This window comes from Streptomyces sp. NPDC033165, from assembly GCF_055577965.1.
Map to the genome: position 1 here is coordinate 332,264 of NZ_JBVIPK010000002.1, position 23,986 is coordinate 356,249.

General features: G+C 72.8%; 26 protein-coding genes. 18 read left to right on the forward strand and 8 right to left on the reverse strand.

Translation table 11 applies throughout. The annotated features are described in order from the left end of the window. Positions 1 to 86: 86 nt before the first annotated feature. Positions 87 to 1,454: a M14 family metallopeptidase gene (locus ACZ5WC_RS05910; protein ID WP_468539648.1), complete on the forward strand. Its 1,368-nt coding sequence runs from the start codon at positions 87 to 89 to the stop codon at positions 1,452 to 1,454. Between the two features lie 56 nt (positions 1,455 to 1,510). Here ACZ5WC_RS05910 and ACZ5WC_RS05915 read toward each other — a convergent pair whose 3' ends face one another. Next, positions 1,511 to 1,921: a PIN domain-containing protein gene (locus ACZ5WC_RS05915; protein ID WP_468539649.1), complete on the reverse strand. Its 411-nt coding sequence runs from the start codon at positions 1,919 to 1,921 to the stop codon at positions 1,511 to 1,513. After that, positions 1,918 to 2,139 carry a type II toxin-antitoxin system VapB family antitoxin gene (locus tag ACZ5WC_RS05920; RefSeq protein WP_468539650.1) on the reverse strand — a complete coding sequence of 74 codons (222 nt, stop codon included), beginning with the start codon at positions 2,137 to 2,139 and terminating at the stop codon, positions 1,918 to 1,920. The genes ACZ5WC_RS05915 and ACZ5WC_RS05920 overlap by 4 nt, the downstream gene beginning before the upstream one ends. Before the next feature lie 101 nt (positions 2,140 to 2,240). Here ACZ5WC_RS05920 and glmS point away from each other — a divergent pair, with 101 nt between their 5' ends. From glmS to ACZ5WC_RS05960, 8 genes are all read left to right on the forward strand, one after another. Beyond that, positions 2,241 to 4,088 (forward strand): glutamine--fructose-6-phosphate transaminase (isomerizing), encoded by a 1,848-nt coding sequence (glmS, locus tag ACZ5WC_RS05925; RefSeq protein ID WP_468539651.1) that lies wholly within the window; start codon positions 2,241 to 2,243, stop codon positions 4,086 to 4,088. A 60-nt stretch (positions 4,089 to 4,148) separates the two neighbouring features. Beyond that, on the forward strand, positions 4,149 to 4,517 hold the full coding sequence (locus ACZ5WC_RS05930) for a holo-ACP synthase (protein WP_096630580.1): 369 nt from the start codon (positions 4,149 to 4,151) through the stop codon (positions 4,515 to 4,517). Positions 4,518 to 4,660: 143 nt separating this feature from the next. Next, on the forward strand, positions 4,661 to 6,109 hold the full coding sequence (locus tag ACZ5WC_RS05935; protein ID WP_468539652.1) for an NAD(P)H-hydrate dehydratase: 1,449 nt from the start codon (positions 4,661 to 4,663) through the stop codon (positions 6,107 to 6,109). Positions 6,110 to 6,153: 44 nt separating this feature from the next. Further along, complete coding sequence (locus ACZ5WC_RS05940; protein WP_468539653.1) at positions 6,154 to 6,540, forward strand: DUF488 domain-containing protein; 387 nt, start codon at positions 6,154 to 6,156, stop codon at positions 6,538 to 6,540. A gap of 60 nt (positions 6,541 to 6,600) precedes the next feature. Then, a complete protein-coding gene (gene alr, locus ACZ5WC_RS05945; RefSeq protein WP_468539654.1) occupies positions 6,601 to 7,779 on the forward strand; it encodes an alanine racemase in 1,179 nt (392 codons plus the stop codon). Continuing rightward, positions 7,776 to 9,014: an alpha/beta fold hydrolase gene (locus tag ACZ5WC_RS05950; RefSeq protein ID WP_468539655.1), complete on the forward strand. Its 1,239-nt coding sequence runs from the start codon at positions 7,776 to 7,778 to the stop codon at positions 9,012 to 9,014. Before alr ends, ACZ5WC_RS05950 begins: the two co-directional genes overlap by 4 nt. Continuing rightward, positions 8,983 to 9,543: a tRNA (adenosine(37)-N6)-threonylcarbamoyltransferase complex ATPase subunit type 1 TsaE gene (tsaE, locus tag ACZ5WC_RS05955; protein ID WP_468539656.1), complete on the forward strand. Its 561-nt coding sequence runs from the start codon at positions 8,983 to 8,985 to the stop codon at positions 9,541 to 9,543. The genes ACZ5WC_RS05950 and tsaE overlap by 32 nt, the downstream gene beginning before the upstream one ends. A 153-nt stretch (positions 9,544 to 9,696) precedes the next feature. Beyond that, positions 9,697 to 9,906 (forward strand): hypothetical protein, encoded by a 210-nt coding sequence (locus ACZ5WC_RS05960; RefSeq protein ID WP_468539657.1) that lies wholly within the window; start codon positions 9,697 to 9,699, stop codon positions 9,904 to 9,906. 113 nt (positions 9,907 to 10,019) lie between these two features. On the opposite strand, the gene ACZ5WC_RS05965 is transcribed toward ACZ5WC_RS05960, so the two are convergent. Next, positions 10,020 to 10,559 carry a hypothetical protein gene (locus ACZ5WC_RS05965; protein WP_468539958.1) on the reverse strand — a complete coding sequence of 180 codons (540 nt, stop codon included), beginning with the start codon at positions 10,557 to 10,559 and terminating at the stop codon, positions 10,020 to 10,022. Between the two features lie 192 nt (positions 10,560 to 10,751). Between ACZ5WC_RS05965 and tsaB the strand changes: the two genes are divergently transcribed. The 6 genes from tsaB (at position 10,752) to ACZ5WC_RS05995 (ending at position 14,744) form a co-directional block, all read left to right on the forward strand. Further along, positions 10,752 to 11,399, forward strand: a complete 648-nt coding sequence (gene tsaB, locus ACZ5WC_RS05970) for a tRNA (adenosine(37)-N6)-threonylcarbamoyltransferase complex dimerization subunit type 1 TsaB (RefSeq protein ID WP_468539959.1) — start codon at positions 10,752 to 10,754, stop codon at positions 11,397 to 11,399. A 47-nt stretch (positions 11,400 to 11,446) separates the two neighbouring features. Next, positions 11,447 to 11,920, forward strand: a complete 474-nt coding sequence (gene rimI / locus ACZ5WC_RS05975) for a ribosomal protein S18-alanine N-acetyltransferase (protein WP_096630605.1) — start codon at positions 11,447 to 11,449, stop codon at positions 11,918 to 11,920. After that, positions 11,920 to 13,050 carry a tRNA (adenosine(37)-N6)-threonylcarbamoyltransferase complex transferase subunit TsaD gene (gene tsaD / locus ACZ5WC_RS05980; RefSeq protein WP_468539658.1) on the forward strand — a complete coding sequence of 377 codons (1,131 nt, stop codon included), beginning with the start codon at positions 11,920 to 11,922 and terminating at the stop codon, positions 13,048 to 13,050. Before rimI ends, tsaD begins: the two co-directional genes overlap by 1 nt. Continuing rightward, a complete protein-coding gene (locus ACZ5WC_RS05985) occupies positions 13,047 to 13,316 on the forward strand; it encodes a hypothetical protein (RefSeq protein WP_468539659.1) in 270 nt (89 codons plus the stop codon). Before tsaD ends, ACZ5WC_RS05985 begins: the two co-directional genes overlap by 4 nt. A 201-nt stretch (positions 13,317 to 13,517) precedes the next feature. Then, on the forward strand, positions 13,518 to 13,982 hold the full coding sequence (locus ACZ5WC_RS05990) for a VOC family protein (protein ID WP_468539660.1): 465 nt from the start codon (positions 13,518 to 13,520) through the stop codon (positions 13,980 to 13,982). A gap of 27 nt (positions 13,983 to 14,009) precedes the next feature. Beyond that, positions 14,010 to 14,744, forward strand: a complete 735-nt coding sequence (locus ACZ5WC_RS05995) for a hypothetical protein (RefSeq protein ID WP_468539661.1) — start codon at positions 14,010 to 14,012, stop codon at positions 14,742 to 14,744. A 166-nt stretch (positions 14,745 to 14,910) separates the two neighbouring features. Here ACZ5WC_RS05995 and ACZ5WC_RS06000 read toward each other — a convergent pair whose 3' ends face one another. Continuing rightward, complete coding sequence (locus tag ACZ5WC_RS06000) at positions 14,911 to 16,185, reverse strand: THUMP-like domain-containing protein (protein ID WP_468539662.1); 1,275 nt, start codon at positions 16,183 to 16,185, stop codon at positions 14,911 to 14,913. A gap of 144 nt (positions 16,186 to 16,329) precedes the next feature. Between ACZ5WC_RS06000 and ACZ5WC_RS06005 the strand changes: the two genes are divergently transcribed. From ACZ5WC_RS06005 to groL, 3 genes are all read left to right on the forward strand, one after another. Then, complete coding sequence (locus ACZ5WC_RS06005) at positions 16,330 to 17,247, forward strand: polysaccharide deacetylase family protein (protein ID WP_468539663.1); 918 nt, start codon at positions 16,330 to 16,332, stop codon at positions 17,245 to 17,247. A 383-nt stretch (positions 17,248 to 17,630) separates the two neighbouring features. Beyond that, positions 17,631 to 17,939 carry a co-chaperone GroES gene (gene groES / locus ACZ5WC_RS06010; RefSeq protein WP_003966899.1) on the forward strand — a complete coding sequence of 103 codons (309 nt, stop codon included), beginning with the start codon at positions 17,631 to 17,633 and terminating at the stop codon, positions 17,937 to 17,939. A gap of 98 nt (positions 17,940 to 18,037) precedes the next feature. Then, the gene (groL, locus tag ACZ5WC_RS06015; protein WP_096630562.1) at positions 18,038 to 19,663 is read left to right on the forward strand and encodes a chaperonin GroEL; all 1,626 of its coding nucleotides are present in this window, start codon (positions 18,038 to 18,040) and stop codon (positions 19,661 to 19,663) included. A gap of 93 nt (positions 19,664 to 19,756) precedes the next feature. Here the strand turns inward: groL and ACZ5WC_RS06020 are convergent, their stop codons facing one another. The 4 genes from ACZ5WC_RS06020 to ACZ5WC_RS06035 all read right to left on the reverse strand — a co-directional run bounded on the left by ACZ5WC_RS06020 (position 19,757) and on the right by ACZ5WC_RS06035 (position 23,941). Beyond that, the gene (locus ACZ5WC_RS06020; protein WP_468539664.1) at positions 19,757 to 20,530 is read right to left on the reverse strand and encodes an SDR family NAD(P)-dependent oxidoreductase; all 774 of its coding nucleotides are present in this window, start codon (positions 20,528 to 20,530) and stop codon (positions 19,757 to 19,759) included. A gap of 10 nt (positions 20,531 to 20,540) precedes the next feature. Beyond that, complete coding sequence (locus ACZ5WC_RS06025) at positions 20,541 to 21,188, reverse strand: multicopper oxidase domain-containing protein (RefSeq protein ID WP_468539960.1); 648 nt, start codon at positions 21,186 to 21,188, stop codon at positions 20,541 to 20,543. A 328-nt stretch (positions 21,189 to 21,516) separates the two neighbouring features. Further along, positions 21,517 to 23,109 carry an outer membrane protein assembly factor BamB family protein gene (locus tag ACZ5WC_RS06030; RefSeq protein WP_468539665.1) on the reverse strand — a complete coding sequence of 531 codons (1,593 nt, stop codon included), beginning with the start codon at positions 23,107 to 23,109 and terminating at the stop codon, positions 21,517 to 21,519. Between the two features lie 163 nt (positions 23,110 to 23,272). Beyond that, positions 23,273 to 23,941: an MOSC domain-containing protein gene (locus tag ACZ5WC_RS06035; protein WP_468539666.1), complete on the reverse strand. Its 669-nt coding sequence runs from the start codon at positions 23,939 to 23,941 to the stop codon at positions 23,273 to 23,275. Positions 23,942 to 23,986: the final 45 nt, after the last annotated feature.

Sequence of the window (23,986 nt, forward strand, 5' to 3'; positions counted from 1 at the left end):
GTCTTGACCCGTCCATGACATGGCCCTCATCCTGTGCCCGTCGCACAGCTCCACCCCCCACCCCGACGGACTCAGGAGACTGCCGCATGCGACTCGTCACCACACGGGCATCCCGGCCGAGAACCCGGCCGACGAAAACCCGGCGCAACGCCGCCCTCGCCGTCCTGCTCGCCCTCGCCCTCGCCGCCCCGGCGACCGCTGTCGCCACCGCCGAGACCCCCGCACCGAACGCCGCCGTCGCCGCCGACGAGCGGACGCTCCAGTACGAGATCACCGGGCGCGTCACCCCCGCCGCCCGCACCGGGATCGCCCGCACGGGCGTCTCCATCGACGAGGTGCACGACCACGGCATCGTCATCACCGCGGACACCGCCCAGGCCGGGAAGCTCCGGGCGCTCGGTCACGTACTGGAGGCCCTGCCCGCCCCGGGCGCCGGGGCGCACGCGGCGGACGGCGCCGGGGTCCGGGACTTCCCGCCCGCCGACTCCCGCTACCACAACTACGCCGAGATGACCGCGGCGATCGACGCGCGCGTCGCCGCCAACCCCTCGATCATGAGCAAGCGCGTCATCGGGAAGACCTACCAGGGCCGGGACATCGTCGCGATCAAGATCAGCGACAACGTCGGCACCGACGAGGCCGAGCCCGAGGTGCTGTTCACCGCCCACCAGCACGCCCGCGAGCACCTGACCGTCGAGATGGCCCTCTACCTGCTCCGCGAGTTCGCCGAGGGCTACGGCTCCGACTCCCGGATCACCCGGGCCGTCGACGGGCGCGAGCTGTGGATCATCCCGGACATGAACCCGGACGGCGGCGAGTACGACATCGCCACCGGCTCGTACCGCAGCTGGCGCAAGAACCGGCAGCCCAACGCCGGCTCCAGCGCGGTCGGTACCGACCTCAACCGCAACTGGGCCTACAAGTGGGGCTGCTGCGGCGGCTCCTCCTCCAGCCCCTCCTCGGCGACGTACCGGGGTACGGGCCCCGAGTCCGCGCCGGAGACGAGGGTCGTGTCGGACTTCGTACGGAGTCGCGTGGTCGGCGGCAAGCAGCAGATCACGGCGGCCATCGACTTCCACACGTACAGCGAGCTGGTGCTCTGGCCGTACGGCTACACCTACGCCGACACGGCCCCCGGCATGACCGCCGACGACCGCAACGCGTTCGCCGCGGTGGGCCGCAAGATGGCGGCGAGCAACGGGTACACCGCCGAGCAGTCCAGCGACCTCTACATCACCGACGGCTCGATCGACGACTGGCTGTGGGGCTCGCAGCGGATCTTCGGCTACACCTTCGAGATGTACCCGCGCTCCTCGTGGAGCGGCGGCTTCTACCCGCCCGACGAGGTCATCGAGCGCGAGACCTCCCGCAACCGGGACGCGGTGCTGCAACTGATCGAGAACGCTGACTGCATGTACCGGTCGATCGGCAAGGAGGCGCAGTACTGCACGTGACGGGCCGCAGTCGGCCCTGCTCCGGTGCGGGCCCGGCACGTGCCCGCGCCGGAGTCTCAGGCCACGTCGTGAACGCTGTGCTCGCCGAGGTCCGGGGCGTGCCGGGCGACCGTGCGGTAGCCGAGGTCGTCATGAAGGACCGTCAGGCCGTGATGGGCCGCCGTGGCCGCGATGACGAGGTCCACGGCGGAGGCGCTGCGGTGCTGCCCGGCGCGCGCCATGCGGTGCTGGACCGAGGCGATCCAGCGCCCTGCGCTCTTCGGCACCGCGACGTCCGGGTAGAGGTCGGTGAACATCTCCACGATCTCGTCGTACTCGCGTGCGTTCCGGGCGCCGTACAGGAACTCCGCCCGCTGCGGGTAGCAGGAGGCGACCGTTCCGGCCTCGATCGCATCGGACCACACCGATTGCAGAGCGGTGTCGGAGAGCAGCCGCACGAGGCCCGACGTGTCGAGCAGGTAGATCACGGACCGTCCTTCTCCACCCGGTGCCGCCGCTCGGCGTCCTGAACCGCGCCCCAGTTGCGTGCGCGCTCGAAGTGGCGGCTGATCCGTGCCGCACGCTCCTGCTGCTCCGCGTAGAAGCGCAGGGCGATGTTGACGGTCTCCTTCTTCGTCCTGGCCTTGGACAGGGCCATCGCCCGCTCCAGAGCTTCATCGTCTATGTCGATCTGCGTCACCGACATGTCCGGCCGCCCTTCGTATGGGTCATGTACAAGAAATTGTATGTCACCAACATTCCTCCGGCATTCCTCTCGTGAGGCACCGCTGGCCTTATGGTGCCGCTATGTGCGGAATCGTGGGTTATGTCGGTGGACAGTCGGCGCAGGACGTCGTCGTCGCGGGACTCAAGCGCCTCGAATACCGGGGCTACGACTCGGCGGGTGTCGCCGTGCTCGCGGACGGCGGGCTGGCCGCCGCGAAGAAGGCGGGCAAGCTCGTCAATCTGGAGAAGGAGCTGGGGGACCGGCCGCTGCCGGCCGGGCGGACCGGGATCGGGCACACGCGGTGGGCGACGCACGGAGCGCCCAACGACGCCAACGCCCACCCCCACCTGGACAACGCGGGTCGCGTCGCCGTCGTCCACAACGGGATCATCGAGAACTTCGCGGCCCTGCGGCGCGAACTGACCGGGCGCGGGCACGCCCTGGAGTCGGACACGGACACCGAGGTCGTCGCGCATCTGCTGGCCGAGGCGTACTCGGCGGGCGCGGACCTGGCGGACGCGATGCGGCAGGTGTGCCGGCGGCTGGAAGGGGCGTTCACCCTCGTCGCCGTGCACGCGGACCAGCCGGACGTGGTGGTCGGCGCCCGGCGCAACTCACCGCTCGTCGTGGGCGTCGGGCAGGACGAGTGGTTCCTGGCCTCCGATGTCGCCGCGTTCATCGCCCACACCCGTTCCGCCATCGAGCTGGGCCAGGACCAGGTCGTCGAGCTGAGCCGCGAGGGCGTCACCGTCACCGGGTTCGACGGGGACCTCGCCGAGGTGCGCGAGTACCACGTCGACTGGGACGCCTCCGCCGCCGAGAAGGGCGGGTACGCCTCCTTCATGCTCAAGGAGATCGCCGACCAGCCCCAGGCCGTCGCCGACACCCTCCTCGGCCGGATCGACGGCGAGGGCTCGCTCCACCTCGACGAGGTACGCATCCCGGACGCCGAACTCCGCGAGATCGACAAGGTCGTCATCGTCGCCTGCGGGACCGCCTTCCACGCCGGAATGATCGCCAAGTACGCCATCGAGCACTGGACCCGGCTGCCCTGCGAGACCGAGCTGGCCAGCGAGTTCCGCTACCGCGACCCGATCCTCGACCAGCGCACCCTCGTCGTCGCCATCTCCCAGTCCGGCGAGACCATGGACACCCTGATGGCGCTGCGCCACGCCCGCGAACAGGGCGCCAAGGTGCTCGCCATCTGCAATACGAACGGCTCGACCATTCCCCGGGAATCCGACGCCGTCCTCTACACCCACGCGGGGCCCGAGGTCGCCGTCGCCTCCACCAAGGCCTTCCTCACCCAGCTCGTCGCCTGCTACCTCGTCGCCCTCTACCTGGGGCAGCTCCACGGCACCAAGTGGGCCGACGAGATCCGGACGGTCGTACGCCAGCTCGCCGCGATCTCCGCCGAGGTCGAACGCGTCCTGACGACCATGGAGCCCGTCCGCGAGCTGGCCCGTTCCCTCGCCCACCACGACACCGTCCTCTTCCTCGGGCGCCACGTCGGCTACCCGGTCGCCCTCGAAGGCGCGCTCAAGCTCAAGGAGCTCGCCTACATGCATGCCGAAGGCTTCGCGGCCGGGGAGCTCAAGCACGGGCCGATCGCGCTCATCGAGGAAGGCCTTCCGGTCGTCGTCATCGTGCCGTCGCCACGCGGGCGTTCGGTGCTCCACGACAAGATCGTCTCCAACATCCAGGAGATCCGGGCCCGGGGCGCGCTCACCGTCGTCGTCGCCGAGGAGGGCGACGAAGCCGTCGTCCCGTACGCCGACCACCTCATCACCGTCCCCGCAACGCCTACGCTGCTTCAGCCGCTGGTCGCCACCGTGCCGCTCCAGGTCTTCGCCTGCGAGCTGGCGACGGCCCGCGGCAACGAAGTGGACCAGCCGCGCAATCTGGCGAAGTCCGTGACCGTGGAGTGAGTGGAGCGACCCGGGGCGTCCCCGGGTCGCGAGAACGACAGGGATGGCGAGGGTGGGGTCGTGATCATTGGGGTCGGCATCGACGTGGCCGAGATCGAGCGCTTCGGCGCGGCGCTGGAGCGTACGCCCCAGCTGGCGGACCGGCTCTTCGTCGAGGGCGAGCTGACACTGCCCAGCGGAGAGCGGCGCGGAATCGCCTCGCTCGCCGCCCGGTTCGCCGCGAAGGAGGCCCTGGCCAAGGCGCTCGGCGCGCCCGGCGGGCTGCTCTGGAGCGACGCGGAGGTCTGGGTCGAGGAGAGCGGGCAGCCCCGGCTGCGGGTGAGCGGCACGGTCGCCGCCCGCGCCGCCGAACTGGGCGTGCGCGGCTGGCACGTCTCGCTCAGCCATGACGCGGGAGTCGCATCAGCGGTGGTGATCGCGGAGGGGTGAGCCCGGGGCCGGTGTCCGCCGCCGTGACCGCGCGGCGGTGAGCACGCCGCTCCACGCGTGCGGTGCCCGCTGTCCCGGTCGTCCCGGGTCGCCACGCCCCGCGGGGCTGGCGTCCGCCGTCGCGATCGCCCAGGGTTGGACCCATGCGACGTGCCTACAGCGTGGAGACCGTACGGGCCGCCGAGGCCGCCCTGATGCAGCGACTGCCCGAGGGCGCCCTGATGCGGCGCGCCGCCGCCGGGCTCGCCGTGGCCTGCGGCGATCTGCTGCGCCGCAACGGCCGGGTGTACGGGGCCCGGGTCCTGCTCCTCGTCGGCAGCGGGGACAACGGCGGCGACGCCCTGTACGCGGGCGCACGGCTCGCCCGCCGGGGGGCGGGTGTCCGGGCCCTGCTGCTCGCCCCCGACCGGGCCCACCCGGGTGGCCTCGCCGCGTTCCTCGCCGCCGGGGGGCAGGTCGTCGACGGGCCGGACGGGCTGGGCGTGCTCGACCTCGTCGTGGACGGCATCACCGGCATCGGCGGGCGCGGCGGGCTGCGCGCGGACGCCGCCGAGCTGCTGGACGCGGTGACCCGGGACCGTACCCCGGTCATCGCCGTCGACCTGCCGAGCGGGGTGGAGGCCGACACCGGCGAGGTCCACGGCGATGCCGTCCGGGCGGACGCGACGGTCACCTTCGGCACGTACAAGCCGGGCCTCCTCATCGACCCGGCCGCCGAACACGCGGGCGCGCTGCGGCTGGTGGACATCGGGCTCGGCCCGGACCTGCCCGAGCCGCCGGACCTGGAGGCGCTCCAGTACGCGGACGTCGCGGCCCTGCTGCCGGTGCCGGGCGGCGAGAGCGACAAGTACCGGCGCGGGGTCGTCGGCGTCGTCGCCGGGTCCGAGCGCTATCCGGGCGCCGCCGTCCTCGCGGTCGCGGGCGCGCTGCGCGGCGGGGCCGGGGCCGTGCGGTACGTCGGACCGGGTGCGGACGCGGTGATCGCCCGCTACCCCGAGGCGCTGGTGCACGCGGGGCTGCCGTCGAAGGCCGGGCGGGTGCAGGCCTGGGTGGTCGGGCCGGGGCTCGGGGACGGGCGGGAGGCGGAGGCGGCCGTCGCCGACGTGCTGGCCGCCGACGTCCCGGTGCTGGTCGACGCGGACGGGCTGCGGCTGCTGGACGCCGAGACCGTACGGACCCGGACCGCCCCGACCGTACTGACCCCGCACGCGGGGGAGGCCGCCGCCCTGCTCTCCACGGCCCGGGAGGACGTCGAGGCCGGGCGGCTCGCCGCCGTCCGCGAACTGGCCGCCCGCTACCGCGCCACCGTGCTCCTCAAGGGCTCCACGACCCTGGTCGCGGAGGCCCGGGACACCCCCGTACGGGTCAACCCGACCGGCACGGCCTGGCTCGCCACGGCGGGCAGCGGCGATGTGCTCTCCGGGCTGACGGGGTCCCTCCTCGCGGCCGGGCTCGCCCCGCGCGACGCCGCGTCCGTGGGCGCGTATCTCCACGGACTCGCGGCCCGGCACGGCTCCGACGGGGCCCCGCTCTCCGCGCAGGACGTCGCCGACGGCATCCCGGCCGCCTGGCGCGACGTGCGGGCGGGCTGAGGCCGGGCGAGGGTGGAAGGCCCGGCAGGAGGGTGGTTCGGACGGTGAGCGGCAGCGCATCGGTACGTGTACGCAGGGTCTACGACCCGCCCGGGGACGGCGACGGCACGCGGGTCCTCGTCGACCGGCTCTGGCCCCGGGGCGTGGCCAAGGAGCGGGCCGCGATCGACGTATGGCTGAAGGAGGTCACGCCCTCGGACGAACTGCGCTCCTGGTACCACCAGGACCGCTCCGGCGCGCGGTACGACACCTTCGTCGAGCGCTACCGCACCGAGCTGGCCGACCCGGCGCACACCGAGGCCGTCGAGCGGCTCGCCGGGCTGGTGCGCGAGGGCGGGCCCGTCACGCTGGTCACCGCCGTCAAGGACGTGGCCGACAGCCACGTCCCGGTCCTGGTCGACCACCTCCGGCATGTGATGAAACGTACATAAGCCTGGATACCGGCGTGCGCTGCCCGGGCGGCGGCAGACGCCTCTGAGACACTGGGCGCGATGAACGAGACTGCGTCCCTGAGAGCCCGTGCCGAGATCGACCTCGCCGCGCTGCGCGCCAACGTGCGCGTTCTGCGCGGGCGGGCGGCCGGTGCGCAGCTCATGGCCGTGGTGAAGTCCGACGGGTACGGGCACGGGGCCGTGCCGTGCGCGCGGGCCGCCCGCGAGGCCGGGGCGGCCTGGCTCGGCACCGCGACCCCGCACGAGGCCCTCGCCCTGCGGGCGGCCGGACTCGGTGGCCGGATCATGTGCTGGCTGTGGACGCCCGGCGGCCCCTGGCGCGAGGCGATCGAGGCCGACATCGACGTGTCGGTCAGCGGTATGTGGGCCCTGCGTGAGGTCATCGCCGCCGCCGCGGCCGCCGGGCGCCCGGCCAGGATCCAGCTCAAGGCCGACACCGGCCTCGGACGCAGCGGCTGCCAGCCCGCCGACTGGCCCGAACTGGTCGCCGGGGCCCGTGACGCCGAGCGGACCGGACGCGTCAAGGTCACCGGCCTGTGGTCGCACTTCGCCTGCGCCGACGAGCCGGGCCACCCCTCGATCGCCGCGCAGCTCGGCGTGTTCCGGGACCTGGTCGCGTACGCCGAGAAGGAGGGCGTGGACCCCGAGGTGCGGCACCTGGCCAACTCCCCGGCCACGCTGACGGTCCCCGAGGCGCACTTCGACCTGGTACGGACCGGTATCGCGATGTACGGCGTCTCGCCCAGCCCCGAGCTGGGCACGCCCGCTGACCTCGGGCTTCGCCCGGTGATGACGCTCGCGGCCTCCCTCGCCCTGGTCAAGGACGCCCCGGCCGGACACGGCGTCAGCTACGGCCACCACTACGTGACCCCCGCCGGGACGACCCTCGGCCTGATCCCCGTCGGCTACGCGGACGGCATCCCGCGCCACGCGTCGGGCCGGGGCCCGGTCCTGGTCGGCGGGAGGACGCGTACGGCGGCGGGCCGCATCGCCATGGACCAGTTCGTCGTCGACCTCGGCGGCGACCGGCCCGAAGCGGGCGCCGAGGCGGTGCTGTTCGGCCCGGGCGACCGGGGCGAGCCGAGCGTCGAGGACTGGGCGGTGGCCGCCGACACCATCGGGTACGAGATCGTCACCCGGATCGGGACCCGGGTGCCGAGGGTGTACGTGAACGGGACGGTTGACCCGAACGAAGCGACCGGGGGCGTAGCGCAGTGAGCGACAGCAGCGCGCGGGACGTGGTGGCGACCGCCGCCACGGCGGCCGGAGGGTGGCGCCGGGCGGGGATCGCCGGGGCCGCGATAGGAGTGCTCGCCGCGGGCGCGGCGGCCGGGGTCGCGGTCGAGCGGCTCACCGTGGGGCGCGGCATGCGCAAGAAGGCCCGCCTCGCGCTGGACGCGACGGGCCCCTACGGCTCGCTGCGCGGCACCCCGGGCCGGGCCGTCGCCGAGGACGGCACGGAGCTGTACTACGAGGTCGACGAGGTGGAGGCGGGTCCGGGGGGTTCGGCGGGCGACGAGGTGCCCGGCACCCGGCGGCGCCGCCTCTTCGGCCGCAGGGCCCCCGCCCCCGTCACCGTCGTCTTCAGCCACGGCTACTGCCTCGGCCAGGACTCCTGGCACTTCCAGCGGGCCGCCCTGCGCGGCCTCGTACGCACCGTCTACTGGGACCAGCGCAGCCACGGCCGCTCCGAGCGCGGCCGGGACCAGGCGGACGGGGTGCCGGGCGGCATCGACCAGCTGGGCCGCGACCTGAAGGCGGTCATCGACACGGCGGCCCCCGAGGGCCCGCTCGTCCTGGTCGGGCACTCGATGGGCGGCATGACGATGATGGCGCTGGCCGACCAGTACCCGGCCCTGATCCGGGACCGGGTCGCCGCCGTCGCGCTGATCGGCACCTCCGGCGGCAGGCTCACCGAGGTGAGCTTCGGGCTGCCGGTGGCGGGCGTGAACGCGGCGCGGCGGGTGCTGCCGGGGGTGCTGAAGGCGCTCGGTTCGCAGGCGGAACTGGTGGAGAAGGGGCGGCGGGCCACGGCGGACCTGTTCGCCGGGATCGTCAAGCGGTACTCGTTCGGTTCGCGGGACGTGGACCCGGCGGTCGCCCGGTTCGCGGAGCGGCTGATCGAGTCGACCCCGATCGATGTGGTCGCCGAGTTCTACCCGGCCTTCACCGAGCACGACAAGAGCGCGGCGCTGCCCGCGTTCCGTGACGTGCCCGTCCTGATCCTGGCCGGGGAAAAGGACCTGGTCACCCCCAGCTCGCACAGCGAGGCCATCGCGGACGTACTGCCCGACGCCGAACTGGTCATCGTGCCGGACGCCGGGCACATGGTGATGCTGGAGCACCCGGAGACGGTCACCGACCGCCTGGCCGACCTGCTCGTACGCAGTGGCACCGTGGCTGCCGCTAACGTTGACGAGCATGGAAGCACCGCACAACAGCCCGGCCGCTGAGACCGTCACGGAAGCGGCCGCCGACCGTCCCGTGGGGACCGTGCCCGAGGCCGTCACCGTGACGATCACCGTCACGTCCCCCGAGCAGATGCAGGACCTGGGCCGCCGCCTCGCCCGGGTGCTGGCCCCCGGAGACCTGGTCATGCTCACCGGGGAGCTGGGCGCCGGGAAGACCACCCTGACCCGGGGCCTCGGCGAGGGCCTCGGCGTGCGCGGCGCGGTCACCTCGCCCACCTTCGTGATCGCCCGCGTGCACCCCCCGCTCGGTGCCGGCCCGGCCCTCGTCCACGTCGACGCGTACCGCCTGGGCGGCGGGCTCGACGAGATGGAGGACCTCGACCTCGATGTGTCGCTGCCGGAGTCGGTGGTGGTCGTGGAGTGGGGTGACGGCAAGGTCGAGGAGCTGTCGGACGACCGGCTCCGGGTACTCATCGACCGCGCCACCGGCGACACCGACGACGAGCGGCGCGAGGTGACGCTGGTCGGCATCGGCCCGCGCTGGGCGGGGCTGCGGGAGGACGTCGCGTAACGCGAGGGGGCCCCTGAGCAACGCCGGAGTGGACCTTTCCGACAGGGCGTCGGTAAATTGTTGCGTCAGGGACCGTGGTCGTGGTCACATGGGCACGAGACCTGGTTAGGCATACCTAACCACGACCTCCACCGGAGCCCCCAGGAGGCATCCATGCCGACGCCCGAGCGCGCGGAGCGGCAGCCCAGGCAGCAGCCGACGGCGCCCGTCCCCTCCGCCCTGTCGATGAAGGACCTGCTGGCCTCGTGCGCGGCGGCCACGGCGATCTCCACCCCGCCGAGCGAGCCGGAAGCGGCGGAGGACGACGTGGCCGTGAACGGGGAGCACACGCCGGACAGCGCCGTGCGACGGCACGCCGCGTAGACACGTCCCGCGCGGGCCTCAGCCTTCTGGGGCCTGGGGCCGGTGCGGCGAAAGCACGCACCTGACGCCGCGCGGCCGCCCTTCGGGCGACGACGGGAATTGTCAGACAGGCCCTACGGGACGACGACGACCTTCGCGCCGACCGTCGCGAACGTCCACATCGCGTTGCCGTCCGCGCGCTTCATCCGTACGCCACCGGTCTTCGACGTCGGGTCCGGGGAGGCCATCGAGCCGTCCTGCGCCGCGCTGAAGCCGACCGTCACCTCGTCGACGCTCGCGAAGCGGACCACGTGCTCGATCGGCACGCCGTCCGAGCCCTGGACCGTGCCCGAGCGCGAGGTGACGTGGTAGACGCCGGGCGGCGGGCTGACCGGGCTCGGCATGACGGTGAAGGCGCGGGTCGCCTTGTTGTCCTCGCCGACGAGCCACACCCGGCGGTCCTTCAGCGCGTAGACGACACGCTCACCGGTGCCGGACGCGGCCGGGACGGCCAGCGGATCGACCGGGGCCTTCGGCTTGGCGGAGGTCTGGGCGGACGCCGATGCGGAGGTCTTCGGGCCCGGCGTGGAGGCCACCGAGTCGGGGGCGTTCGCCGAGGCCTGGTAAGCGAGGAAGGCGACCGCGGCGACCGCCGCCGCAGTGAGCCCGGCCACGATTCCCGAGCTGCTCCTTGCCACCGTGAACTCCCCTTTCGACGGCCGTCCGCCGCATGTCGTACAAGCGTTTACGTCGTACCCGCGGATACCCGGTGACGGTAGCAGCCGGGAGGGCGCCGTCCGGGACGCCGTACGGACGCCGTAACGCCGTCGGCGGAGCCGTAGGCTGTTTGCGTGCTCTTGCTCGCCATGGATACCGCCACGCCCGCCGTCACCGTCGCTCTCCACGACGGTACGTCCGTCCTCGCCGCCTCCGGGCAGGTCGACGCCCGCCGGCACGGGGAGCTGCTGCTGCCCGCCGTCGACCGGGTCCTCGCCGAGGCCGGGACGAAACTCGACGCCGTGACGGACATCGTCGTCGGCATCGGCCCCGGCCCGTACACCGGACTGCGGGTCGGCCTGGTCACCGCCGCGACCTTCGGCTCCGCCCTCTCCGTACCGGTCCACGGGCTGTGCACCCTGGACGGCCTCGCGTACGCCGCCGGTCTTGAGGGGCTGGAGGGGCCCTTCGCCGTGGCGACGGACGCGCGCCGCAAGGAGGTCTACTGGGCGCGGTACGAGGACGCCCGCACCCGTACGGGCGAACCTTCCGTCGACCGGCCCGCCGACATCGCCGCCGAGCTGGCGGGGCTGCCCGTGGTCGGGGCGGGCGCGGTGCTGTATGCGGACGCCTTCCCGGACGCCCGCGGCCCCGAGCACGTCTCCGCCGGGGCGCTCGCCGCGCTCGCCGCCGAACGGCTGGCCGCCGGGCAGAAGCTGCCGGAGCCCCAGCCGCTGTACCTGCGCAGGCCCGACGCCCAGGTGCCGAAGAACTACAAGGTGGTCACGCCGAAGTGAGCGCCGCGACCTCCAAGGCCTCCGCCACCGCCGCAGTGCTGCGCGAGATGCGCTGGTGGGACATCGCACCGGTGCTGGAGCTGGAGCACGCCCTGTTCCCGGACGACGCCTGGTCGCCCGGGATGTTCTGGTCCGAGCTGGCCCACGCGCGCGGCCCCGGCGCCACCCGCCGCTATGTCGTCGCCGAGGACCCGGCCACCGGCCGGATCGTCGGCTACGCAGGGCTCGCCGCCCTCGGCGACCTCGCCGACGTCCAGACGATCGCGGTCAGCCGCGAGGCGTGGGGCACCGGCCTCGGCTCGGAACTCCTCACGGACCTGCTGAAGCACGCCACGGCCTTCGAGTGCGCCACGGTGCTCCTGGAGGTCAGGGTCGACAACACCCGGGCGCAGAAGCTGTACGAGCGGTTCGGCTTCGAACCGATCGGCTTCCGCCGCGGCTACTACCAGCCGGGGAACGTGGACGCCCTGGTCATGCGCCTCACCATGCAAGAGCACGTATCGGAAAACGGGACTGAATGATGGCTGCCGACGAACCCCTCGTACTCGGCATCGAGACCTCCTGCGACGAGACCGGCGTCGGCGTCGTCCGCGGCACGACCCTGCTCGCCGACGCCGTCGCCTCCAGCGTCGACACCCACGCCCGCTTCGGCGGCGTCGTCCCGGAGATCGCCTCCCGGGCCCACCTGGAGGCGATGGTCCCGACCATCGAGCGAGCCCTGAAACAGGCCGGGGTCAGCGCCCGGGACCTCGACGGGATCGCCGTCACCTCGGGCCCCGGGCTCGCGGGCGCGCTGCTCGTCGGAGTCTCGGCCGCGAAGGCGTACGCGTACGCGCTCGGCAAGCCGCTCTACGGGGTCAACCACCTCGCCTCGCACATCTGCGTCGACCAGCTGGAGCACGGCCCGCTGCCGGAGCCGACGATGGCGCTGCTGGTCAGCGGCGGCCACTCGTCGCTCCTGCTGGCCCCCGACATCACCAGCGACGTACGGCCCCTCGGCGCGACCATCGACGACGCGGCGGGCGAGGCGTTCGACAAGATCGCCCGCGTCCTGCACCTCGGCTTCCCCGGGGGCCCCGTCATCGACCGCCTGGCGAGGGAGGGCGACCCGAAGTCGATCGCCTTCCCGCGCGGCCTGACCGGCCCGCGCGACGCCCCCTACGACTTCTCCTTCTCCGGTCTGAAGACCTCCGTCGCCCGCTGGATCGAGGCGAAGCGCGCGGCGGGCGAGGAGGTGCCCGTACGGGATGTGGCGGCGTCCTTCCAGGAGGCGGTGGTGGACGTGCTGACCCGCAAGGCGGTCCGGGCCTGCAAGGACGAGGGCGTCGACCACCTGATGATCGGCGGCGGGGTGGCGGCCAACTCCCGCCTCCGCGCCCTGGCCGAGGAGCGCTGCGCGCGCGCGGGCATCCGGCTGCGGGTGCCACGCCCGGGCCTGTGCACGGACAACGGCGCGATGGTCGCGGCGCTCGGCGCGGAGATGGTCGCCCGCAACCGGCGCCCCTCCGACCTGGAGCTGTCGGCGGACTCGTCGCTGCCGGTGACGGAGACGCACGTACCGGGGTCCGCGCATGGCCCCGGGCACTCCCACCCCCACTCCCATTCCCACGATCACGTGCACGAGATCAGTAAGGACAACCTCTACTCATGAGCGCCGCGACCGTCGTCCTGATGTGGGAGGCCCGCGCCGTGGAGGGCCGCGGCGGGGAACTCCTGGAGTGGGCGCGAGCCCGGGCCGCCGAGCTGTCCCGCGAACCGGCCCGCCGCGAACTGCTCCGCGCCCCGCAGGACCGGGTGCTGGTCATGACGTGGTGGGAGGAAGCGTCGTACGCCGACGACCTCCCCGAACTCCCCGAGCCCGACGCCGCCCTGATCACCCGGCCGGTGCACCGGTGGCGGTTCGAGGCGGTGGGCTGACCCTCCGCATGCCCGGGGCGAGCGTCAGCAGCTCGTTCCCGTCCCGGGGGCGCGCTGCCCGGGGGCAGTGGCGGGTCGGGACGTGCCCGTGGTGCGTTCGTGGTGCGTCCGTGGTGTGTACCGGCGGGTCCGATGAGTTCCCGCGTCGGCCGCGGTCTACCTTCCACAACGACCGGACCGGCGGAAAGCTAGGAGAACGTCATGCAGAAGATCACCCCCTGCCTCTGGTACGACGGCCAGGCGAAGGAGGCGGCCGAGCACTACGTCGCGATCTTCGGCGGTGACTCCCGCATCCTGGACACCACCTACTACGGCGAGGAGGCCCCGGGCGAGACGGGCTCGGTGCTCACCGTCGCATTCCGCCTCGCAGGGCAGGACTACATCGGGCTCAACGGCGGACCGCAGTTCCCGTTCACCGAGGCGATCTCGCTGTCCGTCGACTGTGCCGACCAGGCCGAGGTGGACCGGTTCTGGGCCGCGCTGTCCGAGGGCGGCGAGGAGGGTCAGTGCGGCTGGCTGAAGGACAAGTTCGGGGTCTCCTGGCAGATCGTGCCGAACGAGCTGCCGAGGCTGCTGGCCGACCCGGACCCCGCGAAGGCGGAACGGACCATGAAGGCCATGCTCGGAATGGGCAAGCTGGACATCCAGGCGCTGCGGGACGCGTGAGCGGACGGTGTCGGTAGTGTTTTGGGCATGTCACGACGTGCCCCGCTGCCGCCGCCTCCTCCGCCCGTCGGGATCCGGTCCTGGCCGGGCCGCGAGGCGATGCTCGCCGACCGGGCGGTGGTCCTGGGCGAGCTGGTGAAGATGCACGTGGGGCCGGGACGGCTCGGGCTGCTGTGGACGTGGGCCGGGCTCGCCGCGCTCGGCTGGAGCTTTCTGGGCACCGGCCTCCTGATGTTCCAGGAGGCCGCCGACGTCGCCGACATCGGTGCCTTCTTCGGCGGACTCGTCGCCCTCGTCCTCGGTCTGGGGCTCCTGATCCCGGCGGTCGTCTTCGTCTGCCTCGGCATCTCCCGGGCCCGCGAGGTCCGCTCGCTGCTCGCCGCCTGGGGTGCGCTGGACCGCGACCCGGAGCGCGACCGGCACCTGCGCAGGCCCGGCGCGAGCCTCGCCTGGCTGCTGCTGTCGTTCGTCCTGGGCGCGGCCGGGCTGGCCCTCTGCGTGATCGCCCCCGCGAGCGCCGAACCGGGGCGGCACACGTACGGGCTGGTCGCCCTGGTGGTGGGCGTCGGCATGGTCGCCTGGCTGACCGCGCTGATCGGCGCGGTCACGGCCCTGGCCCACCGTCGCTGGGTGGCGGGCGTTCTGACGGGGACCGGGACAGGGGGCGGGGGCGTGGCCGCGGGCGTCCGGCCGCCCGCGGCCCGGAAGCCCGAGCCGGAGCGGCCGCCCTTCGCCCGGACCGGCGGCCCCGGCCACCGCTGAGGCCTGCGGGGGGTCCGGCCGACCGTGGGCGCAGGGGTCCGGTCCGGCGGCGGGCCGGTATGTCAGCCCGTGCGCGGCCCGGCGTTTCAGCCCAGCGCGCGGCCCGGTGTTCCCGCTCAGCGCACGGGCCGGCGTTCCAGCTCAGCGCACGGGCCGGCGTTTCGACTCAGCCCAGCGGATGGCCGATCAGCATCGTCGGAGCCCCCGCCACCCGGGTCAGGAACACCGTCGCCGCGTTCGGGCCCTTCAGCTTCATCCGGCGGCGCAGCTCCTCCGGCTCGACCGCCGAGCCGCGCTTCTTGACGGTCAGTACGCCCACCTCGCGCTCCCGCAGCAGCGCCTTCAGCTTCTTCATGTTGAACGGCAGCTGATCGGTGATCTCGTACCCGGAGGTGTACGGGGACGAGTACGGCCGATCGCTCGTGACGTACGCGATCGTCTCGTCCACCAGCCGCCCGCCGCACCGCTCCACGATGTCGGCGACCAGATGGGCCCGGATCACCGCCCCGTCCGGCTCGTACAGGTACCGCCCGACCGGGCCGACCGGCGGGGCGGGCAGCGGGGCCGGGGCGCTCAGGGTGGCGCCAGACGGCAGCAGCGTGGCCCGGAACGAACCGGGCGCGAAGCCCGCCCCGTACCAGAGCACCGCCTCCTTCACATCGCCGGCGTCCGAGATCCACTCGGCCTCCGCCTCCGGGCCGATCGCCTCGTGCGGGATGCCCGGGGCGATCTTCAGCGCCGCCCTGGGGGCCTTCAGCGCGGCGGCCGTCGCCCAGGAGAGCGGCGGTGAGTACGCCTCCGGATCGAAGATGCGCCCGCCCGTCGCCCGGCCGCCGCCCCAGCCCGACGCGCTGCGCGCGGCCCCTCCCCTCGCGCCCCGCCGCGCCGGGTCCACGAAGACCGCGTCGTACGGGGAGGTGTCGATCTCCGTGACGTCGGCGCACCGCACCTCGATCAGTCCGGCGAGACCGAGCGCGTCCGCGTTGGCCCGGGCCACCTCGGCGGTCAGCGGGTCGCGGTCCACGGCCAGGACGCTGATCCCGGCGCGGGCCAGCGCGATGGCGTCGCCGCCGATGCCGCAGCACAGGTCCGCCACGCCGCGCACGCCGAGCGCGGCGAACCGGGCGGCGCGATACTCGGCGACCGAGGTGCGGGTGGCCTGCTCGACCCCGTTGGGCGTGAAGTACATCCGGTACGCGTCGGCCGCCCCGAACTTCGCGACCGCCCGCTGCCGCAGCCGGGCCTGCCCCAGGGCCGCCGAGACCAGCTCCGCCGGGTGCGTGCGGCGCAGCCGGGTCGCGGTGGCCAGCTCGTCGGCCGGGTCGTGGTCGCGCAGCTCGGCCAGCAGCTGCTCGCCCTCGGGGGTGCGCAGCGCGGCGAAGGCGGCGCCGGCGGGGTCGTCGGACGGGGCGGCGGGGGTCGTTGCGTTCACCCGGTCCATTGTGGGCCAGGCGCGCCGGTCGGGGCCCCTGTGGGCCGGCCGGGGGACGGGGCGGATCGGCTCGCGGTGTCGGGGCGGGGGGCGGGCGGGCGGCTGGCAGGATGCGGCGCCATGCAGCTAGTACGACAAAAAGAAAAATCAGCTATGAAGCGGCACAGGTCGGGCGTGGTCGTGCTGGCGGCCCTGCTGGCCGCCGCCGTCGCCTCCGGATGTGCGGCGGAGGGCGGCGCAGGGGCCCCCGGCGGTCCGGTGAAGCCCGCCGCCGGGGGGCAGCCCGGCGAGGCCGCACCGCAGGCCGGGCCCGCCCGTGCCCTGGACTCGTACGCCGAGGAACTCAAGCGGAAACAGGCCGCACGGGCCGTCGCCGCGAAGAAGTGGGGGCTGGCCAAGACCCCGCTCGCGGCCCCCGAACCGCCGAAGGCGAAGCCGCGCATCACCACCCGCAAGGGGTTCGAGGTCCGGGACGACGCCGGGCTGCCCCCCGTCTTCACCACGGTCCCGACCAAGGAGAAGATCGTCTTCCTGACGATGGACGACGGCGCGGAGAAGGACCCCGCCCTGCTGCGGATGATGACCGAACTGGACATCCCGTACAGCGCGTTCATCAGCGACTACGTCACCAACGACGACTACGGCTACTTCAAGAAGATGCAGAAGCGCGGAGTGGTCATCAGCAACCACACGCTCAACCACCGCTATCTGCCCGGACTGTCGTACGCCGAGCAGAAGAAGGAGATCTGCGGCCAGCAGGAGAAGATCCTCAAGCACTACGGGAAGCGGCCGACCCTCTTCCGCCCGCCCTACGGCAACTACAACCGCGACACCCTCGTCGTCGCCAAGTCCTGCGGCATCACCGCCGTACCCCTGTGGACCGCCGAGGCCTTCCCCGACCACATGGAATGGCGCGAGTGGGACCGGGACCTGCACCCGGGCGACATCGTCCTCACCCACTTCCGGGGCAAGGGCGACTGGAAGGGCACGATGCCCGACATGATCCGCCGGGTCATGAAGACCGTCACGGACAAGGGCTACGCGGTGGCGAAGCTGGAGGACTACGTCTGACCTGCGCCTCCCGTGCCTCCTCGCCGGCGTACGGATCGGAAGGTGTACGGCCCCCAATGCGCGCTCAGCCCCCGTTGAGCGCGCATTCGTCGTCGTACGGAACGCAGAGCCCCGCCCCCGCGTTGCCCGGACAGGGACCGGATCGGTGACCGGACCGGTGGCCGGGCAGCGCTCCGGCCGAGACGCGCGAGGGTGGTGAATTGGCACTCCGCTTGACCGAGTGCTAATCGCGGTCATAGTCTCAGGTCTGGCACTCCCCCCGGGAGAGTGCCAGCACCACACTGTGCGACAGGGCAGGTCCGGCACCCGCGACGACGGATCGGTCTGGTCGCCACCCACAGACTGTTAAACCCCGTGAGATCTCCGAAGGGGGAGACCGGATCGTGTCGACCACCAGCTCCAAGGTTGCGATCAAGCCGCTTGAGGACCGCATTGTGGTCCAGCCGCTCGACGCCGAGCAGACCACGGCTTCCGGCCTGGTCATTCCGGACACCGCGAAGGAGAAGCCCCAGGAGGGCGTCGTCCTCGCTGTGGGCCCGGGCCGCTTCGAGAACGGCGAGCGTCTTCCGCTCGACGTCAAGACCGGCGACGTCGTCCTGTACAGCAAGTACGGCGGCACCGAGGTGAAGTACAACGGCGAGGAGTACCTCGTCCTCTCGGCCCGCGACGTTCTCGCGATCGTCGAGAAGTAATTCACCCACGTTTGCTTGTGTTCTGCGCCCCTGGCCCCCTGCGAAATAACTAGCCGGGTGGCGAGGGGCGCAGTTCGTTCGAGAGGGAAGTACAGCCCATGGCGAAGATTCTGAAGTTCGACGAGGACGCCCGTCGCGCCCTTGAGCGCGGCGTCAACAAGCTTGCCGACACGGTCAAGGTGACGATCGGCCCCAAGGGCCGCAACGTCGTCATCGACAAGAAGTTCGGCGCTCCCACCATCACCAACGACGGTGTCACCATCGCGCGCGAGGTCGAGCTCGACGACCCGTACGAGAACCTCGGTGCCCAGCTCGTCAAGGAGGTGGCGACCAAGACCAACGACGTAGCGGGTGACGGCACCACCACCGCGACCGTCCTGGCCCAGGCGCTGGTCCGCGAGGGTCTGCGCAACGTCGCCGCGGGCGCCTCCCCGGCCGCCCTGAAGAAGGGCATCGACGCCGCCGTCAAGGCCGTGTCCGAGGAGCTCCTCGCGACCGCCCGCCCGATCGACGACAAGTCCGACATCGCCGCCGTGGCCGCGCTCTCCGCGCAGGACACCCAGGTCGGCGAGCTCATCGCGGACGCGATGGACAAGGTCGGCAAGGACGGTGTCATCACCGTCGAGGAGTCCAACACCTTCGGTCTGGACCTGGAGTTCACCGAGGGCATGGCCTTCGACAAGGGCTACCTCTCCCCGTACATGGTGACCGACCAGGAGCGTATGGAGGCCGTCCTCGACGACCCGTACATCCTGATCCACCAGGGCAAGATCGGCTCCATCCAGGAGCTGCTGCCGCTCCTGGAGAAGGTCATCCAGGCCGGTGGCTCCAAGCCGCTCCTGATCATCGCCGAGGACGTCGAGGGCGAGGCGCTCTCCACCCTCGTCGTCAACAAGATCCGCGGCACCTTCAACGCCGTCGCGGTGAAGGCCCCGGGCTTCGGCGACCGCCGCAAGGCCATGCTCGGCGACATCGCCACCCTCACCGGTGCGACCGTCATCGCCGAGGAGGTCGGCCTCAAGCTCGACCAGGCCGGTCTGGACGTGCTCGGCACGGCCCGCCGCGTCACGGTCTCCAAGGACGACACGACCATCGTCGACGGCGGCGGCGACGCCGGTGACGTCAAGGGCCGCGTCAACCAGATCAAGGCCGAGATCGAGACGACGGACTCCGACTGGGACCGCGAGAAGCTCCAGGAGCGCCTCGCGAAGCTGGCCGGCGGCGTGTGCGTCATCCGCGTCGGTGCCGCCACCGAGGTGGAGCTCAAGGAGAAGAAGCACCGCCTTGAGGACGCCATCTCCGCCACCCGCGCCGCGGTCGAGGAGGGCATCGTCTCCGGCGGTGGCTCCTCCCTCGTCCACGCCGTGAAGGTCCTGGAGGGCAACCTCGGCAAGACCGGCGACGAGGCCACCGGTGTCGCGGTCGTCCGCCGTGCCGCCGTCGAGCCGCTGCGCTGGATCGCCGAGAACGCCGGCCTGGAGGGTTACGTCATCACCTCCAAGGTCGCCGAGCTCGACAAGGGCCAGGGCTTCAACGCCGCCACCGGCGAGTACGGCGACCTGGTCAAGGCCGGCGTCATCGACCCGGTCAAGGTCACCCGCTCCGCCCTGGAGAACGCCGCGTCCATCGCGTCGCTGCTGCTCACGACCGAGACCCTCGTCGTCGAGAAGCCGGCCGAGGAAGAGGCCGACGCCGGTCACGGCGGCCACGGCCACTCCCACTAGTACCTCTCCGGTACGCGCGGCGGCCCGCTACGCGTTCGAGGCCCGGTACCCCCGTCGCGGGGGTACCGGGCCTCGATGCGTTCCCGACGGGAACTACTGCGGGCCGTACTTGCGGCCCGTCCGCGACGTCACCCCGCCCAGCAGACCGCGCGGGGCCACCTTCACCAGCCCCATCAGCGCCTTGTAGCGCGGGTCCGGGACCGACAGCGACTTGCCCCGCGCCAGATCCGCCAGCGCCGCCGCCACCAGCTTGTCCGCGTCCAGCCACATCCAGCCCGGGATGTTGTCCGTACCCATCCCGGCCCGCTCGTGGAACTCCGTCCGCACGAACCCGGGGCACAGCGCCATCAGCCGCACCCCCGACCCGCCCAGGTCCCGCGCCGCGCCCTGGGTGAACTGCACGACCCAGGCCTTGGACGCCCCGTACGTACCGCGCGGCACGAACGCCGCGACGGACGCCACGTTGATCACGCCGCCCCGGCCGCGCTCCTTCATGCCCGAGACGGCGGCCGAGGTGAGCCGCAGCACCGCCTCGCAGTGGACCTTCAGCATCGTCAGCTCATCGGCCATGGACACCTCCAGGAAGCGCCCCTTGTTCCCGAACCCGGCGTTGTTGACCAGCAGGTCGACCGGGTGCCTGCGGTCCGCGAGCCGCTTCTCGACCGACTCGATCCCGCTGTCCGTGGACAGGTCGGCGGCCAGCACCTCGGCCTCGATGCCGTGCCGGTCGTGCAGTTCGGTGGCCTGCTCGCGCAGCCGTGCGGTGTCCCGCGCCACCAGCACCAGGTTGTGCCCCTGGGCCGCGAGCCGCCGCGCGAACGCAGCCCCGATACCCGCCGTCGCGCCCGTGATCAGTGCAGTCGTCATACGCGGCACGTTAGTGCCCCGAGTGTTCCGGCGGCTCACCCGCCCGCCCGCCCTTCTCCACGACCACGAACTGGCCCGTCATCCCGTCGTCCTCATGGGACAGCAGATGGCAGTGGTACATGTACGGAGTGTCCGGGGCGGACGGCACGTCGAACCGCAGAGCGATCCGTACCATCGAGCCCATCGGCACCGCCACCGTGTCCTTGCACCCCCGCAGGGCGGGCTCCGGCCGTTTCCCGTCGACGTCCAGGACCCTGAACTGCACGTCGTACACATGGAAGTTGTGGGTCATGCCACCGCCGTTGCGCAGCGTCCAGACCTCCGCCGCCCCCGGGTGACCGTCTCGTCGATCCGGTCCATCGCCATCGGCCGCCCGTTGATCCCGGACCTGCGCAGCTCGAAGTGGCGGCCGCGCGCCGCGTCCCCGGCCTTTGGCAGCTCCAGCCTCGCGGGTCCGGCCGGCCGGGCGGGGACGGCGGGGGAGGGGCGCAGCCGCTCGGCCGCCCGCAACTGGAGTACGCCGAAGGAGTCGTCCCCCCCCGTTGCACCGCCGCTCCCAGCCGTTCCCGTCCCGCCAGGGGCAGCTGCGCAGCACCGTCCGCTCGCCCGGCCGCACCGTCACGACGATCTCCGCCCGCTCACCGGGGGAGAGCTGCACCCGCTTCAGCGCGGCGGGCCCCTCCAGCAGCCCGCCGTCCGTCCCGACCAGGGCGAAGGACCGGTCGTCGGCGAAGCCGAAGGTGCAGATGCGGGCGGTCGACGCGTTCAGCAGCCGCCGACACCCGCGACGAACACGCCCACCACCGCGCCGAGGGCGATGAGCGCCCGCTTCCGACTCCGTCGTCCCGTGGTCCTCGCCATGCCCTTCAGCGTCCCGGGCAGACCGCCCGCCCGGCATGGGGCAGATCCCTGAACAGCCCCCGACCTGGCCCCTACGGCCCGGCGGGGGCGGACCCTCATCACCCGTCAGGGCGCCCCGGTCCCGGTCAGGACGGCGCGGGGGCGAAGGACAGCATGCGGGCCTCGGGCCGGGCGTCGTTCCCGGTCACGACCGAATGGGTGACGACGAGCCGGCCGTCGACGTAGGCCAGTCGCCCGCCGAACATCTCGAACTCGAACGGTGCGGCGGCCGCCGGGTGTTGCAGGACCGCCTTCTCCGTGCCCGCACCGCCCGGGCCCAGCAGGAAGACCCGGCCCGGGAGGGTCGAGGTGGCCGACTCGTAGACGAGGATCTCCTTGTCGCTCTCCGCACGCAGCGGGTACAGCTTGCGGACCTCCTCGGACTTGACCCCCCAGAGGAACTTCCCGGTGTCCAGGTCGTACGTACCGACCCGGTCGGTGCCGCCCAGCATGACGAGGCCCTTGCCGACCGTGCTGCCGCGGCAGGGCTGGATGTCGCCGCCGGAACCGTCTCCGGCGCACTGCTCGAAGCCCTTCTCCCGCGGATCGATGGTGGTACGGAGCTTCCCCTTGGAGCCCAGGACCAGGACCCGCCAGTCCTTGACGATGTCCTCGGCGTTCACGGTGGTGAAGACGACCGGGTCGACGGAGATCAGGCTGCCGAACTTCCAGCCCGCCTTCGTCCGGTGGCGCCACAGGACCTTGCCGGAGCGCGGGTCGATCTCGCGGAGCTGGCTGTAGTGCTTGCTCCGCCCGGCGGAGAGCGCGCAGAGGGAACTCACCAGGAGCCGTGATCCGCCCGCCACGTCGTCGGGGTGGCACTGCCCCGGGTTCTCCCGGGGGATGTCGTAGAGCTCGGTCCCGTCGTCGACCCGGAAGGCGGCCGCCCGTATGCCCCAGGCGATCGCCAGGGTGTCACCGCTGATGGCGCTGTGCACGATCAGCGTGGAGCCCTTGTCGCTGCCTTCGTCGAGCTCCTTCTTCCAGCCCGGCTTCCCGGTCTTCAGGTCGAGCAGCAGCATCTGATTGCACCGGTTCGACCGCGCGGCCTGGGCGCTCTCGCGGTAGAACAGCACGACCCTGCCGTCGGGCGTGGGGTTGGCCGGGGTCTCGCAGACGGCCGCGGGCAACGGCAGGCTCCAGACCTCGGCACCGTCCGAGAGCCGGTAGGCCGCGACCTTGCGGTGCAGGGCCTGGACGACGGTGTCGCCGACGACCCACAGGTCGTGGAGCCGGTGGATCCCGTTGGGCAGGTCGGTCTTGTCGTCGACGATCCACGCCGTCGCGTCCGCCGGCTTCCGCGAGGCGTTGATCTCCTCCGTCGTCGGGATCCGCCGCGGCTCCGGGGTACGGGCCGCGGGCGTACCGGACGGGGACGCCTCCCCGGAGGGCCTGGGCGACTCCTTCGCCACGGGCTTCGCGGGCTCGTCCCGTCCCCAGTCGGTGACGGCGTACACCCCTCCCGCCACGACCACGAGCACCAGTGCGACGACCGCGGCGACGACCGGCGCCCGGCCGAAGCGCCCCCGGCGCGGCGGCGGCCCCGGCGGCGGCCCGTAACCAGGTCCGGGCGGCGGCCCGTACCCCTGAGGCGCGCCGCCCCCCGCGGCGTACGGGTTGCCGGGAACGGGCTGCTGCGGCTGGCCCGGGGTGTACCAGGGCTGCGGCGGGTTGGGCATGGGTCTCCCCCTGAGACGTGCCACTCGGCTGGAACTGCTTCTCGGCGCAGGTCACTGGTGGTGGACGCGCTGCGCCCCGATCCAGTTCCCCCCTCAACAGCTCAGGACCCTACGGTGCATGACATCCCGTCACCGTCCCGGGGGTGGCGGCACGCCCGGCCGCTCAGCCCTGGCGCGCGGCGTACTCCCGGGCCTGGCGCAGTGCCTCGGGATGCAGCGCCTCCCCGGCGGCCAGCAGTGCGGGCAGCAGAGTGCGTTCCGTCGTCACGGCCCGGAACTGGAGGGCCGCCGTGACCTCGTGGTCCGGCCGGTGCACGATCTCGATGGCGTCCCCGGACCGGACCGCGCCCGGCTCGATGACCCGCAGATACGCACCGGTGGCGGCCTGCTGGGTGAACCGCCGCACCCACCCCCTCTCCCCGAGGTGATCGGCGAACGTCCGGCACGGGATGCGCCCCGAGGTGACCTCCAGCACCAGGTCCGCGCCCACCTGCCAGCGCTCGCCGATCCGGGCGGCGCTGACGTCGAGGCCCTGCGTGGTGAAGTTCTCGCCGAACGCCCCGTTGGGCAGGGACCGGCCGCCCAGCTCGCGCTCCCAGGCGTCCAGCTCCTCCCGGGCGAAGGCGTAGACCGCCTGGTCGCTGCCGCCGTGGTGGCGCAGGTCGCACACCGTGTCCCCGGCGACCCCGCTGCCGCCCGTGCCCTTGGGGCCGGGGTCGTGGACCTCGACGGGGCCCTCCGCCGGCCGTTTGTCGATCCCGGTGAGGCCGGCGGGGCCGTCGGTCTGTGCGGAGGGACGGGGGCGCCCGATGTTCACGGTCAGCAGCTTCATACGGTCACGCTAACCGCCCGGACCTCAAAGAGGTAGGTCATTAAT